General features: G+C 72.9%; 15 protein-coding genes. 8 read left to right on the top strand and 7 right to left on the bottom strand.

The window, feature by feature from the left end; all coding sequences use genetic code 11:
* Positions 1-66 precede the first annotated feature (66 nt).
* Positions 67-1,071 (bottom strand): S-methyl-5-thioribose-1-phosphate isomerase, encoded by a 1,005-nt coding sequence (gene mtnA / locus ABJI51_RS24405; protein WP_348953700.1) that lies wholly within the window; start codon positions 1,069-1,071, stop codon positions 67-69.
* 176 nt (positions 1,072-1,247) lie between these two features.
* On the opposite strand from mtnA, the gene ABJI51_RS24410 reads away from it, so the two are divergent.
* The gene (locus ABJI51_RS24410; RefSeq protein WP_348953702.1) at positions 1,248-3,095 is read left to right on the top strand and encodes a fluorothreonine transaldolase; all 1,848 of its coding nucleotides are present in this window, start codon (positions 1,248-1,250) and stop codon (positions 3,093-3,095) included.
* 3 nt (positions 3,096-3,098) lie between these two features.
* Here ABJI51_RS24410 and ABJI51_RS24415 read toward each other — a convergent pair whose 3' ends face one another.
* Complete coding sequence (locus ABJI51_RS24415) at positions 3,099-3,593, bottom strand: YbaK/EbsC family protein (RefSeq protein ID WP_348953704.1); 495 nt, start codon at positions 3,591-3,593, stop codon at positions 3,099-3,101.
* A gap of 60 nt (positions 3,594-3,653) precedes the next feature.
* Entirely contained in the window at positions 3,654-3,974 is a 321-nt protein-coding gene (locus ABJI51_RS24420; RefSeq protein ID WP_348953705.1) for a hypothetical protein, read from the bottom strand.
* 175 nt (positions 3,975-4,149) lie between these two features.
* Here ABJI51_RS24420 and ABJI51_RS24425 point away from each other — a divergent pair, with 175 nt between their 5' ends.
* The 5 genes from ABJI51_RS24425 (at position 4,150) to ABJI51_RS24445 (ending at position 8,717) form a co-directional block, all read left to right on the top strand.
* Positions 4,150-4,725 (top strand): helix-turn-helix domain-containing protein, encoded by a 576-nt coding sequence (locus tag ABJI51_RS24425; RefSeq protein WP_348953706.1) that lies wholly within the window; start codon positions 4,150-4,152, stop codon positions 4,723-4,725.
* A gap of 61 nt (positions 4,726-4,786) precedes the next feature.
* Positions 4,787-5,515, top strand: coding sequence for an SDR family NAD(P)-dependent oxidoreductase (locus tag ABJI51_RS24430; RefSeq protein WP_348953708.1), 729 nt, complete (start codon positions 4,787-4,789; stop codon positions 5,513-5,515).
* A 322-nt stretch (positions 5,516-5,837) separates the two neighbouring features.
* Positions 5,838-7,052, top strand: coding sequence for an aspartate--tRNA(Asn) ligase (gene aspS, locus ABJI51_RS24435; RefSeq protein WP_348953710.1), 1,215 nt, complete (start codon positions 5,838-5,840; stop codon positions 7,050-7,052).
* 10 nt (positions 7,053-7,062) lie between these two features.
* Complete coding sequence (locus ABJI51_RS24440; RefSeq protein WP_348953712.1) at positions 7,063-7,893, top strand: SCO6745 family protein; 831 nt, start codon at positions 7,063-7,065, stop codon at positions 7,891-7,893.
* Between the two features lie 68 nt (positions 7,894-7,961).
* On the top strand, positions 7,962-8,717 hold the full coding sequence (locus ABJI51_RS24445; protein ID WP_348953714.1) for an SDR family NAD(P)-dependent oxidoreductase: 756 nt from the start codon (positions 7,962-7,964) through the stop codon (positions 8,715-8,717).
* A 4-nt stretch (positions 8,718-8,721) separates the two neighbouring features.
* Here ABJI51_RS24445 and ABJI51_RS24450 read toward each other — a convergent pair whose 3' ends face one another.
* The gene (locus ABJI51_RS24450) at positions 8,722-9,129 is read right to left on the bottom strand and encodes a glyoxalase superfamily protein (RefSeq protein ID WP_348953716.1); all 408 of its coding nucleotides are present in this window, start codon (positions 9,127-9,129) and stop codon (positions 8,722-8,724) included.
* 9 nt (positions 9,130-9,138) lie between these two features.
* On the bottom strand, positions 9,139-9,687 hold the full coding sequence (locus tag ABJI51_RS24455) for a CGNR zinc finger domain-containing protein (protein WP_348953718.1): 549 nt from the start codon (positions 9,685-9,687) through the stop codon (positions 9,139-9,141).
* Between the two features lie 85 nt (positions 9,688-9,772).
* On the opposite strand from ABJI51_RS24455, the gene ABJI51_RS24460 reads away from it, so the two are divergent.
* A complete protein-coding gene (locus tag ABJI51_RS24460; protein ID WP_348953720.1) occupies positions 9,773-10,624 on the top strand; it encodes an alpha/beta fold hydrolase in 852 nt (283 codons plus the stop codon).
* Between the two features lie 3 nt (positions 10,625-10,627).
* On the opposite strand, the gene ABJI51_RS24465 is transcribed toward ABJI51_RS24460, so the two are convergent.
* Positions 10,628-11,653 (bottom strand): PfkB family carbohydrate kinase, encoded by a 1,026-nt coding sequence (locus tag ABJI51_RS24465; protein ID WP_431605664.1) that lies wholly within the window; start codon positions 11,651-11,653, stop codon positions 10,628-10,630.
* Between the two features lie 180 nt (positions 11,654-11,833).
* On the opposite strand from ABJI51_RS24465, the gene ABJI51_RS24470 reads away from it, so the two are divergent.
* Positions 11,834-13,117, top strand: coding sequence for a 6-phospho-beta-glucosidase (locus ABJI51_RS24470; protein ID WP_348953724.1), 1,284 nt, complete (start codon positions 11,834-11,836; stop codon positions 13,115-13,117).
* Here the strand turns inward: ABJI51_RS24470 and ABJI51_RS24475 are convergent.
* Positions 13,083-13,838 carry a nucleotidyltransferase family protein gene (locus ABJI51_RS24475; protein WP_348953726.1) on the bottom strand — a complete coding sequence of 252 codons (756 nt, stop codon included), beginning with the start codon at positions 13,836-13,838 and terminating at the stop codon, positions 13,083-13,085. The genes ABJI51_RS24470 and ABJI51_RS24475 overlap by 35 nt on opposite strands.

Genomic DNA, 13,838 nt, shown 5'->3' on the forward strand with positions numbered 1-13,838 from the left:
CGGCCAGGTCCCCCTCGCGACAGCGTTCAATATAATGGTCAACGTAGCGCTCTCCAGTGACCGCGGTCAACCACCGGGGCGGTACACCCCGTGCTCGGTGATCACCGCCGAGACGAGTTCGCCCGGCGTCACGTCGAACGCCGGGTTCTCCACCTCGGTGCGCCGCGGCGCGGTCAGTTCGAGGCCGAAGTGGGTGACCTCCTCGGCGTACCGGTGCTCGATCGGGATGCCCGCCCCCGACGGCGTGGCCTCGTCGATCGTCGACGTCGGCGCCGCGACGACGAACGGGATCCCGTGATGCCGGGCGGCGATGGCCAGTGCCAGCGTGCCCACCTTGTTGGCGGTGTCCCGGTTCGCCGCGATCCGGTCCGCGCCGACGATCACGCAGTCGATCGCGCCGCGTGCCATGACGGCGGCCGCGGCCGAATCGACCAGCAGCGCGTGCGGCACCTCCGCGCGGTCCAGCTCCCAGCAGGTCAGCCGGGCACCCTGCAGCAGCGGGCGGGTTTCGGTGCAGTACACCCGTTCCAGCCGTCCCCGCTCGTGCAGCCGCAGGACCGCGCCCAGCGCCGTCCCGATCCGCAGGGTCGCCAGCCAGCCGGTGTTGCAGTGGGTCAGCACGCGCAGGCGGTGCCGGGCCGTGGCCGCGCACACGAAGTCCGCCGTCGCCGAGGCGAGTGCGGCGTTCGCCGTCACGATCTCGCCGAGGATCGCGTCCGCTTCCCGTTCCAGCGCGGGATAACCGCCGTCGAGCACCGCGAGCATGCGGTCGACCGCCCAGCGGAGGTTGACCGCGGTCGGCCGCGCCGCCGCGAGGCGCCCGGCGTCGGCACGGATTCCGGCCGCGTCGAACGGGGTGCGGCGCGAATGCGCCGAGAGCAGCACGCCGAGCGCGCCCGCGGCGGCCAGGCTGGGCGCGCCGCGGATCGCCAGCCGGGAGACGGTGGCGATCAGCTGGTCGACCCTGGTGATCCGGATCCGCCGCTCGTGGTGGGGCAACGCGACCTGGTCCACCGCGACAATGCAGCCGTCCTGCCAGAGCACGCTCTGCGGTTCCCCGTCGACGGTCATCTGGGACACCTCCGTCCGCAGGGAATCATAGGTCCGGAAAAGAAATCGGACGATAGGGCCAAGGTCGTATTCCCGCTACTACTTCGCGCGCATCTTCGCCTGCGTCGTTGACGCCGGTGGCCGCCGCGGCCCTACGATCACCGGAACCGGCATTATTCCCCGTGAACGGAATGGACATGACGGAACCCAGTGCAGCCCCGCTCGACCTCGGCGCCATTCGCGAGCTGATCAGGGCCGAGGAGGACGAAGCGGCCGAGCTGCTCCACCTCACGGCGAACGAGACCGTGCTTTCCCCGTTCGCGCGCAGCGTGCTCGCCAGTGACCTCGGCACCCGCTACCTGCTGGAACACCTGGACATGCGGCAGGATTCGCCGTCCCGGCTCAACAACCTGCTCTACCGCGGCCTCGACCGGGTCAACCGGATCGAACGGTCCGCCACCGAAGTGTGCCGCCGGCTCTTCGGCGGTGAGTACGCCGAATTCCGCTGCCTTTCCGGGCTGCACGCCATGCAGACGACCTTTGCCGCACTGACCCGTCCCGGCGACAAGATCATGCGCATCTCCACCAAGGACGGCGGGCATTTCCTCACCGAGCTCATCTGCCGCGGGTTCGGCCGCCGCAGCTGTACCTACGCCTTCCGCGACATCAGCGAAATCGACCTCGCCGCCACCGAGAAGATATTCCGCGAGGAACGGCCTTCGCTGCTCTACATCGACGCGATGAACTACCTCTTCCCGTTCCCCGTGCGCGAGCTGAAGGAAATCGCGGGCGACGTCCCGCTGATCTACGACGCCTCGCACACGCTCGGGCTGATCGCCGGCGGCCGGTTCCAGTCCCCGCTCGCCGAGGGGGCCGACATCCTGCAGGCCAACACGCACAAGACGTTCTTCGGCCCGCAGAAGGGCCTGATCGTCGGCCGCGACCGGGGCCCGATGGAACGGATCGGCTACACGCTGTCGAACGGGATGGTCAGCAGCCAGCACACCGCGTCCACGCTGGCGCTTTTCGTGGCGCTGCACGAGATGTACGTCGTCGGCGAGGAGTACGCCGACCGCGTGCTGCGCAACGCGAAACGCCTCGCCACCGCACTCGACCGGCTCGGCGTGCCGGTGCTGGCCAAGGACCGCGGGTTCACCGCCAACCACATGTTCTTCGTCGACACCCGCCCGCTCGGCGGGGGCCCGCCGCTGCTGGAACGCCTGCTGGCCGCCGGGATCTCGGTGAACCGCGGAGTCGCGTTCGAGCACGTGGACGCGCTGCGGTTCGGCGTGCAGGAGATCACCCGGCGCGGCGCGGACGAAGCGGACATGGACCTCGTCGCCGGCTGGGTCGCCGGCATCCTGCTCGGCACCGCGGAGCCGGACGACGTCCGCCCGCAGGTGCGGGAATTCCTCGGCAGGCACTCCGGGATCCACTTCACCGGGGACGCCGCCCCGGCGCCCCGCCGGAAACCGCCGGAGCGCAGTGCCTTCCGGCCGAGCAGGCGGTGGGCGGAAATGACGCTGGAGCGCGAGCCGATCGACCATTCCGCGCACCGGACGGTGCTCGCCCACGCGAAGGAACTCGGCAGGCTGGGCGGGGAGTTCGCGCACCAGACCGATTCCGCGGGCAACGTGAGCTTCTCCGCCGGCGGACGGCTGTACGTCTCGGCCAGCGGCGCCTACATCAAGGACCTCGCCGACGACGACTTCGTGCTGGTCGAAGGCGGCGGCGACGGGGTACTGCACTGCCGCGGCGCCGGGCCGGCCTCGGTGGAGGCCTACCTGCACCACCTGCTGGCCGAGCGGTTCGGCGCGGCGTACGTCGTGCACAACCACTACATCCCGGACGCCGAGCTGACCCGGCTGGGCGTCCTGGTGATCGATCCCCAGGAGTACGGCAGCATCGCTTTGGCCACCGCGGTGGCCAAAGCGGCCGAGGACGCCAAGAAGATCTACGTCCGGCGGCACGGGCTGGTGTTCTGGTCGGAGTCCTTCACGGAGATCCGGGACCTCGTCACCGGCACGGCCGCCGCGACGACGTGAGCCTCAGTCCGTGGCGGGCTGGCTGATCCGCTCGAACCGCGGTTGCGCGATGGCCAGGTAGTCGGCCGTGCGCAGCGCGACGGACCGGTCGAGCCGGGCGGCGTTGAAGTACAGCTCTTCGATGTCGCGGATGCCGGGGTCGACGATCAGCTGGAGCGCGGGATCGAAGGAGAACGGCAGGATGGTGCCCGCGACGCAGCCGGAGAGGCGTTCGGCGGTTTCGGCGTTGGCGAAGGAGATGTAGGTTCCGTCGAGCAGCGCGCGCACGGCGGCGAGGTCGACCTTGCGGTCGCCGGGCACGACGGCGAGGACGTAACGGGTGACCTTCTTGCCCTGCTTGACCATCAGCACCATGCACTTGGCGGCGTGGCCGACCTCGTTGCCGCGCATCGGGCTCACGATGTCCGTCCGCCCCTCGGCGGGGTGGTCGATGAGCCGGTAGCTCGCGCCGTGCTCGTCGAGCAGGGAGATCAGCTTGTCATAGGTGGTGTTTTCCACGAAGTTCCTCGTCCTCGGTTTCGTGCCGCCGGTTCCGGCGGCCATTGCGCACGGGGCGGCTCAGCAGAGGGCACCCCGGTCGTACCAGGCCCGCCACGTCCGCATCCAGCGCGGTGTCTCGCGGTGGCCGGGCCAGCCGAGCTGGCTGGCCCGCAGCAGCAGGAGCTCGCTCACCTCGGCGGTCGCGACGAACGGGTCGGCCGCCACCGGCGAGTTCGGGGCCAGTGCGGCCACGACCCGGTGGTCGACCTCCGCGACCAGGAGGTCGGGGGACAGCGCCTGGTCGACGCTGAGCACCCCCATCGCGAGCAGTTTGGACACCGCGGCCATGTCGGCTTCCGTGCAGGCGTGGATGCCGATCTCCCCTCGCGCCGAAAGCACGTCGCCACCTCCCCGTGAACTACGCTGGAGACGTCGAGTTCAGCAAACTGAACGATCATGGGCACTATAACATACTGTGTGCTGCCGGTCACGCCCGTGGGGTTCCGGGGCGGGCCGCAGGCGCGGGGTGCGTCGGTTACATTCGCAGCAGCACGGAACGGACAGCAGGGCGGCGATGACGGAGCAGCAGAGCGGCGACGTCCGCGAGAGCACTGCGGTGCTGATCGGCGCCCAGGTACGCCGGATGCGCGAGGCCCGGCGGCTGTCCGCGGCCGAGCTGGCCCGGCAGGCGGGGATCAGCAAGGGCACGCTCTCGACGCTCGAAGCGGGCCTGGGCAACCCGACGATCGACACGCTGTCGGCGATCGCGGTGGCGCTGCGGCTGCCGCTCGGTGACGTCATCACTCCGGCGACGCCCCCGAAGCCGGTGGTCCGGCCGGGTACCGGCGAGCCGGAGTACAGCAAGCAGGAACTGCTGCACCGGATGGGCGCGGGCACGCTGACCGAGGTGTGGCGGATCCGCATCCACGAAACCGGCCAGCGCATCGAAAGCCCGCCGCACGCCCAGGGCACGGTCGAGCACATCTACGTCGCCCGCGGCGGACTGGTGGCCGGCCCGGTCGACACGCCGAGCACGCTCGGCCGCGGCGACTTCGTCATCTTCGGCGCCGACGTGCCGCACTTCTACGAGGCGTCGGCGGACGACGTCGACGCGATCTGCGTGATGACGTATCCGGCGACCGGCTGGTAAAGGTGTTCCGTTCGCCGGGAAAACCCGGCGGGGCAAGGCTTTCGTCGGTGAAGATGACGCCATGAGCGAACAGCGGGAAATCGTGGTCACCGGCGGCGGAACGGGCATCGGGCTGGCGATCGCCACCCGCTTCGCGGCGGCGGGCGAGCGGGTCACCGTCACCGGCCGCCGCAAGGACGTCCTCGAAGCGGCGGCGGAGCGGATCGGCGCCCGCCCGGTGGCCTTCGACGCGAGCGACCCGGCGGCGGTCCAGGCGGCGCTGGCGGAGCTGCCGGAGCGGGTGGACGTCCTGGTCAACAACGCGGGCGGCAACACCGACCGGGTCCGCGAAGCCCCGGCCCCGGGCGACCTGCGAGGCGTCGCGGACGCGTGGCAGGCGAACTTCGCGGCCAACGTGCTGTCGGCAGTCCTCGTGACTGCGGCGCTGGAGCCGCGCTTCGCGGACAACGTGCGGGTTGTGACTCTCGGGTCCATCGCGGCGAAGCAGGGCTCAGGCTCGTACGGCGCGGCGAAGGCGGCGATCGAGGCGTGGAACACCGACCTCGCCCGCAGGCTGGGAGCATCCGGCTCGGCGAACGTCGTGGCCCCGGGAGTCGTGCTGGACACGGAGTTCTTCCACGGCACGCTGACCCAGGAGTGGCTGGCGCCGCGGCTTGCGGTGGCGTTCGACCAGCGCGCCGGCACGCCGGAGGAAGTGGCGGAGGCGGTGGAGTTCCTGGCCGCGCCGGGCGCGGGGCACATCACCGGCCAGGTGATCCACGTCAACGGCGGCGCCTACGGGGCCCGGTGACCCGGGTCGGCGGCGAGCCCGTCGAAAACCAGCGGCGTCTTCGCCGCCGGGCGGCTACCGTTTCCCCAACGCGCTGATGGAGACGAGTAGCCCCGGGAGCGCACGGGTCCAGAGAGCCGCCGGCAGCTGGGAAGGCGGTCCCGTGCCCGGTGGTGAAGACCCTCCGGAGTGCGGGGAGGAACGGCGCCCGCGCGCCCCATGCCCCGCCGGCCGGCCCCCGTCACCGGGCCGCGACGAGGCCGCCGTCCGGCGGTGAATGTGCGGTGGCACCGCGAGCTTCCCCTCTCGCCCGCACTCCCGAGGGTTCCGCGTTGGGAGGGTGATGAGTTCCCGAGTACTGGCCGCCGACCTGCCCCGGCACGTCGGCGCCCGCGTCCGCGTCGCCGGCTGGGTGCACCGCCGCCGGCGGCTGAAGTCCGTCACGTTCGTCGTCGTCCGGGACCGCTCCGGGCTGGCCCAGGTCGTGCTGCAGGGTGCCGCGCCGCCCGAGGAGACCGTGGTCGAGGTGCAGGCCACTGTTACGGCGAACCCGCGCGCGCCCGGCGGTGTCGAGCTGACGTCGCCGGTGGTCCGCACGCTGGCCGAAGCGGTGCAGCCGCCGCCGTTCCCGCTCTACCGGCCCGAGGTGGACGCGTCGCTGCCGACAATTCTCGACCACGCCCCGGTAGCGCTGCGGCACCCCGCGCTGAGGGCCCGCTTCGCCCTGTCCGCGGCCGCCGTCCGCGGCTTCCGGTCCACTTTGGACCGGCTGGGCTTCACCGAGACGCACACGCCGAAGATCGTCGCGTCGGCCACCGAGTCGGGGGCGAACGTCTTCGGCATCGAGTACTTCGGCCGCCGCGCCTACCTCGCGCAGTCACCGCAGTTCTTCAAGCAGGCGCTGGTCGGCGTCTTCGAGCGCGTCTACGAGGTCGGCCCGGTCTTCCGCGCCGAGCCGCACGACACGGCGCGGCACCTGGCCCAGTACACCAGCCTCGACGCCGAACTCGGCTTCATCCGCGACCACCGCGACGTCATGGCCGTGCTGCGGGAGGTGCTGGCGGGCATGGCCGCCGGGCTCGTCACCGTGCCCGAGGAGATCCCCGAGATCCACTTCGCGGACGCGCTGAAGCTCCTCGGCGCGCCGCCGGACGAGCCCGACCTCGCGCCCGCGCACGAACGGCGGCTTTCGGCTTGGGCGCGGCGGGAGCACGGCTCGGAGTTCCTCTTCGTCACCGGCTACCCGATGGCGAAACGGCCGTTCTACACCCACCCCGACCCGGCGCGGCCCGGCTACTCGAACAGCTTCGACCTGCTCTTCCGCGGCCTGGAGCTGGTGACCGGCGGCCAGCGGCTGCACCGGCACGCCGACTACCTCGCGGTCCTCGGCGACGACGCGCCCGCCTACCGCGACTACCTGGCCGCCTTCGCCCACGGCATGCCACCCCACGGCGGCTTCGCGATCGGCCTGGAACGCTGGACGGCGCGGCTGCTCGGCGCCGCCAACGTCCGGGAGGCCACGCTGTTCCCGCGCGACCTGCACCGGCTGACCCCCTGAGGAGCAGACCATGACAGCCCGCAAGCTCTGGACGGCCGTCGAGCCCCTGCACGCCGTCGTCTACTTCGCGCCCGAGACGGCCGAAGCGGCGAAGGCGGCCGGTTTGCGCGGCTACTGGATGGGCTACTTCGCGGGCCGGGTCGCGCCGCTCGGCGCGGTCGGCCCGGCCGCCGCGACGGCGATGCTGTTCGGCTTCGCCCCGGCGATGGTCGCCCGCGCCCTGCCGGACGCGTGGTCGTTCGCTTCTCCGGCGGACGTCGTCGAGACGCGGCTCGCGGCGGTCTCGTCGGCTTTGCGCCGCGCAGTCGGCGACGGCCACGAGGAACTCGCGGCACTGCTGGAGCGGGCGGCGGACGCGTGCCGCTGCGACGGCCGTCCGCTGGCCGCGGCCTGGGCGGACGTGCCGCGGCCGGCCGACCCCCTCGGCCGGGTGTGGCTGGCGGCGACGGTGCTGCGCGAACACCGCGGCGACGGTCACGTCCTCGCGGCGGTCCACGCGGGACTCGGCGGGCTGGAGACAACGCTGACCCACATCGGCGACGGCGTGCTCGGCCGCGCCGACGTCCAGCCCCACCGCGGCTGGTCCGACGACGACTGGACGGCGGCGCTCGAACGCTTGCAGCGGCGGGGAGTGCTCGACGGCGACGGCCGCCTGACCGACGACGGCCGGGCGCTGCGCCGCCGCATCGAAGAGGACACCGACCGTCTGGCCGCGGCCCCGCTCGAGGCCCTCGGCGACGACCTGGAGCGGCTCCTGGAGCTGGCGGTCCCGCTCAGCCGGGCGGTGATCGACGCGGGTGTGGTCCCGGTGCCGAACCCGATGGGTGTCCCGCGGCCCTGACGCCGGTGTCGATTCCGGGCGGGCTCGTTCGACGCCGTGGTGAAGGCACCCGGAGATCGGAGGGACCCATGACGTTGCTCGCGGGCAAGAACGCGATCGTCTACGGCGGAGGCGGGCGGGTCGGCTCGGCGGTGGCCGAGGCGTTCGCCGCGGAAGGGGCGCGCGTTTTCCTCGCGGGCCGCACGCGTGCCCGGCTCGAAGAGGTGGCCGGGCGCATCCGCGCGGCGGGCGGCGCGGCCGAGACGGCGGAGGTCGACGCCCTCGACGAGCAGGCCGTCGACGCCCACGCGGACGCGGTCGCCGCCCAGGGCGGCATCGACGTCTCGTTCAACCTGATCGCGCACGGCGACGTCCAGGGCACGCCGCTGGTCGACATGGCGACAGCGGACTACGAGCGTCCGGTCGTGACGGCGGTCCGGACGCAGTTCCTGACCGCCCGCGCGGCGGCGCGGCACATGATGCCCCGGCGGTCGGGGGTGATCCTGCTGTTCGGCGGGGCGGGCGATCCGGTCCGCGACTTCCCGGTCGGCGGGCTGCAGGTGGCGTTCCACGCGCTGGAGGCGATGCGCCGCCAGCTGGCCGCGGAGCTGGGGCCGCACGGGATCCGCGCGGTGACCATCCGGACCGGCGGGATTCCGGAGACGCTCCCGCGGGACTTCCCGGGCCGCGAGGTGATCGAGCGGGGCATCACGGGCAAGACGATGCTGGGGCGGGCGGCGACGCTCGCCGACGTCGGGGCGGTGGCGGCGTTCGTGGCGTCGGACCGGGCGCGGACGATGACCGCGTCCACCGTGAACGTCAGCTGTGGTGCGCTGACCGACTGACCCGTCAGCGGCGCGACGAGATCTGCTGCACCGCCCAGGCGTTGCCGTCGGGGTCGCTGAAGTGCACGAAACCCACGTTGTCCAGATCCGCCTGCCCGTCCCAGGTGCCCATCCCGTACACCTCGATGTCGCTCACCTCGACGCCGCGTTCGCGCAGCATCGCGTGGGCCTTCGGCAGGTCCTTGACGACGAGCTGGAGCCCCTTCAGCGAGCCCGGCGGCATGTCCGGCACCGCGCCCCGGCCGATCACCACCGAGCAGCCCGAGCCCGGCGGGGTCAGCTGGACGAGCCGGACGTGCTCGCCGAACGTCCGGTCGTGGTCGACCGTGAAGCCCAGCTGATCGGCGTAGAAGGCCTTCGCCCGGTCCACATCGGACACCGGCACCACGACCACTTCGAGCGTCCAGTCCATCGGGTCACGCTAGCGCGCGTCGCGCTGCTCGACCACCAGCCGCTGGTGGCGGGCCGCGCGGACGCGGTCGCCGCACGTCGTCGAGCACCAGCGGCGGCGGGCGTGCTCGCGGAAGTAGAACCGGACGCAGCCGTGGGCTTCGCACGCCCGGACCAGGCCGCCGAGGTCGCCGGTCGCGACGTCGATCGCGTCGCGGGCCAGTGCCGCGACGGCCTCCTCGAAGCTGCCCGGCCGGGTGCTGTGCCATTCGCGCACCGGGCCGGACCGCCACGCCAGCTGCGGTGCGGCCGCGTCCGCCCGCGCTGCCGCGTTGACCGTGGTGACGGCGTCGCCGCCGGGGGAGCGGCTCTCCGCCAGCGCGGCCAGCAGCTCGCGCACCGCGGCGCGCAGGTCGTGCAGGCGGCGCAGATCCTCGGCCGTCACCGACGGCAGGCGCAGCCACGCGGCGGCCGGGCCGGGCTCGGCGAGGTCGTCGACCGGGCCGGCGGGGCTCAGCCGCCGGGTGTTGACCAGGGCCAGCGCGGGCGAACGCTCTTCGCCCGGTGCTGCGGTGACCATCGATGCCTCCTCGGGATCGGGTGTTGACAGCCTAGCACGTCTCATGGATAAATCGAGAAGTATCCATGAGACGCGAGGAGAAGTCATGGTCACCGTGCACCACCGTTACGTCACCGTCGCCGGGCACCGGCTGTTCTACCGGGAGGCCGGGCCCGCCGAAGCGCCCACGATCGTGCTGCTCCACGGGTTTCCGTCCAGCTCGCACATGTACCGGCATCTCATCCCGGCGCTGGCCGACCGCTACCACGTCGTCGCGCCGGACTACCTCGGCGCGGGCGCGTCCGACGCCCCGCCGGTCGAGGAGTTCACCTACACCTTCGACGCCCTCGCCGAGCTGACCCTCGGCCTGCTCGACGCCATCGGCCTCGGCCGGTTCGCGCTCTACATCCAGGACTTCGGCGCCCCGGTGGGCCTGCGCATCGCCACCGCGAACCCGGACCGCGTCACCGCGATCGTCACGCAGAACGGCAACGCCTACGTCGAGGGGCTCGGTGCCGGGCTGCCGCAGAAGCTCGCCGCCGGCACGCTGACCGAGGACGACCTGCGGGGCATGGTCACCCTGGAGGCGACCAAGGCGCAGTACCTCGACGGCGTGCCGGACCCGGAGCTGGTCAGCCCGGACGTCTGGATCCACGACCAGGCCCTGCTCGACCGGCCGGGCGGCGCGGCGATCCAGCAGGCGCTGCTCGCCGACTACCACCACAACGTCGCGCTGTACCCGAAGTTCCACGAGTACTTCCGGGCCAGCCAGGTGCCCCTGCTGGCGGTGTGGGGCGGCAACGACGAGATCTTCGTCGCCGACGGCGCCCGCGCGTACGCCCGCGACCTGCCCGACGCCGAGATCCACCTGCTCGACTCGGGGCACTTCGCGCTGGAGACGCACCTGGACGCCATCGCCGGGTACATCCGGGGCTTCCTCGGCCGGGTACTGCGGTGACGATCAGCGCCAGCTGTCGTCGCCGAAGCCGAGGGTCACCGGGCCGCGGCGGGTGCCCGCCACGGTCTCCGCCGGGAGCACGTCGTCCAGGAACGCGTAGTCCGGGCGGCGCGTGCGGGCGTGCCACTGGGCGATCTCGTGCCAGCCCGGTGCCGCCAGCGCGCCGCCGAAGTGCTGGACCGACAAGGCGGCCGTCAGGCACGCGAAGCGGAGCCGGTCGGCCAGCGGCCACCCGGTCAGCGTCGCCGCGACGAAGCCCGCGCCGAAGACGTCGCCCGCACCGGTCGCGTCGAGGACCTCCACCGGCAGCGCCGGCACCGACGCCGTCTCGCCGGTCGTCCCGTCGACCGCCAGCACGCCCGCGCCGCCGCGGGTGATCACCGCCAGCGGGACCAGGTCGGCCAGCTTGGCCAGTGCCGCTTCCGGGGTGTCCGTGCGGGTGTAGCGCAGGGCTTCGACCTCGTTCGCCAGGAAGGCGTGGCAGCAGGCCAGCTGGTCGAGCAGGGCGGGCGACCACGCCTCCGACGGGTCCCAGCCGACCTCGGCGAAGACCAGGCTGCCGGACTGGTGTGCCGTGTGGACCCAGGCGGCGGTGTCGAGGCCGAGGTGCGCAACGGTCGCGCGGCTCGGCGGCGGCGACCCGGCCAGCTCCGCGACCGGGACGGGCGGCGGATGGCCGTGGGTGACCATCGCGCGGTCGCCGGCATAGGACAGCGAGACGGTCACGGGCGAGTGCCACTCCGGGAACTGCCGCGACCGCGACAGGTCGATGTGCTCCTGCCGCGACAGCACGTCCCAGCAGTAGCGCCCGTAGACGTCGGTGCCGAACGCGGCGGCCAGCGAGGTCCGCAGGCCGAGCCGGCTCAGCGCGACCGCGAAGTTCGCGATCCCGCCCGGCCCCGACCCCATGCCACCGGTCCACACTTCGGTGCCCGGCGACGGCGGCCGTTCGAGTCCGGTGAAGACCAGGTCGAAGAACAGCGGACCGGACAGGAAGACATCGATGTCGGGTGCGGGCTCGGCCGGCACGGGCGCCTCCACGGGATCACGCAATGCTGGCCCGAGCGTGCGTCAGCGGCGCCGGAAGCGCAAGCGCTGCGCCGTTTCGCGTGTTCCGGCGGTGGGCGTCCCGAGGAGGTGGCCCCGCTTCGGCCGGCGGCGCCGGAAGCGCAAGCGCTGCGCTAGGGTCGCCGTGAGGGTGGTGGTGCGGTGAGGCTGGCGATCCTGGGCGGCGGCGGGTTCCGCGTGCCGCTGGTGCACGGCGCGCTGCTCGGCGGCGGGATCACCGAGCTGGTCCTGCACGACGTCGACGCCGTGCGGCTCGCGGCGATCGAACGGGTCCTCGCCGAGCAGGCCGCGGGGCGGCCCGGCGCGCCGCGCGTGCGCACGACCACCGAGCTCGCGCATGCGGTGTCCGATGTGGACTTCGTGTTCTCCGCCATCCGGGTCGGCGGCCTGCGCGGGCGGCGGCTGGACGAGCAGCTCGCCTGCGCGGAAGGCGTGCTGGGGCAGGAAACCGTGGGCGCGGGCGGGATCGCGTACGGGCTGCGGACGGTCCCGGTCGCCGTCGCGCTCGCGCGGACGATCGGTGAGCTGGCGCCGCGTGCGTGGGTCGTCAACTTCACCAACCCCGCCGGGCTGGTCACCGAAGCGATGGCCGCGCAGCTGGGCGGCCGGGTGATCGGCATCTGCGACTCCCCGGTGGGCCTGTGCCGCCGGGTCGCGCGGGCGCTCGGCGTCGATCCGGCGACGGCGTGGTTCGACTACGCGGGCCTCAACCACCTGGGCTGGCTGCGCGCGGTCCGCGTCGGCGGCGAGGACGTCCTGCCGCGGCTGCTCGCCGACGCCGTCGCGCTGGAGTCGTTCGAGGAGGGAAAGCTCTTCGGCGCCGCGTGGCTGCGTGCGCTGGGGGCCGTGCCGAACGAATACCTGCATTACTACTACTTCGCGCGCGAGGCCGCCGGTTCCGCGTCGCGCGGGGCTTTCCTGCTGGAACAGCAACGCGGCTTCTACGCGGACCCTTCGCTGGCCTCGTGGGAACGCACGCGCCTGGAACGCGAAGCGACGTACATGGCCGAGACGCGTTCGGAGGAGCGGGCCGCGGACGACCTCGAAGGCGGCGGCTACGAGAAGGTGGCCGTGGCCTTGATGCGCGCGCTCGCGGGCGGCGAGCGCACGACGCTGATCCTCAACGTCCGCAACGGTTCCGCGCTGCCGGGCGTGCCGCCCGACGCGGTGGTCGAGCTGCCGTGCACGGTCGACGGCAACGGCGCCCGCCCGATCGCCACCGGCCCGCTGCCGGACCACGCGCTGGGCCTGGTGACGGCGGTGAAGGCAGCCGAGCGTGCGGTGCTCGAAGCGGCGACGACGGGGTCACGGGACGCGGCGTTGCGGGCGTTCGCGGTGCACTCGCTGGTGGATTCGGTGTCGGTGGCGCGGCGGTTGCTCGACGCCTACGTCAGCGCGCACCCGGAACTGGCTTACCTGGCTTAGCGAGTTCCCGCAGCAGCGGGGTCAGCCGGGCCCCCAGCCCGGGGTCGGCCCGGTCGATCTCCGCGGCGAGCAGCTCGACGACGGCGTGGAACGGGCGGTCCAGGTCGTCGAGGCTGCCGGCCAGCGTTTCCGCGAACGGCGTGGTGACCTCCGCGGGCAGCCGGTCGAGGCCGCGGCCTTCGACGGCGGGCAGGCCGTGGCGCAGGCACGCCAGTGCCAGCGCGTACTCCCTGACCCGGCCGATCATGTACTCGGCCTGCCAGCCACGGCCGCGGGCGATGCTCGACCGCGCGTGCAGGGCGTGCAGCCAGGCGAGGTCGATCAGCCGCCGCGCCTCCGGCGGCCGGACCTGGTCGAGTTCCTGGGCCGTCCCGAACAGGAGGCGGAACTTCGGTGTCGTCGCGCCGAAGTCCGCTTCCGGCCAGAACGCCAGGTCGACCTGCAGGGTGTTCGCCAGCAGGAACACGCGGAACACGGTGCGCCCGACCACGACGTCCATGTGGTGCACGGCGTCGTGCTCTCGGTACATCCGCCCGGTGAAGTCCGCGACGACCGGCTCCGGCTCGCCCGCGACGGCGAAGGCGAGGTCGATGTCCGACCACGCGTCCTCGGCGTCGAGCGCGGCCGAGCCGGTGAGTGCGGCGCCGGTGACGCGCTCGTCCGACCGGGCCGCCTCGACCAGTGCTTCGCGGAGCGCGGTCCGCTCTTCCGGGGTGTACAT

Source organism: Amycolatopsis melonis (assembly GCF_040064235.1).
GTDB lineage: Bacteria > Actinomycetota > Actinomycetes > Mycobacteriales > Pseudonocardiaceae > Amycolatopsis > Amycolatopsis melonis.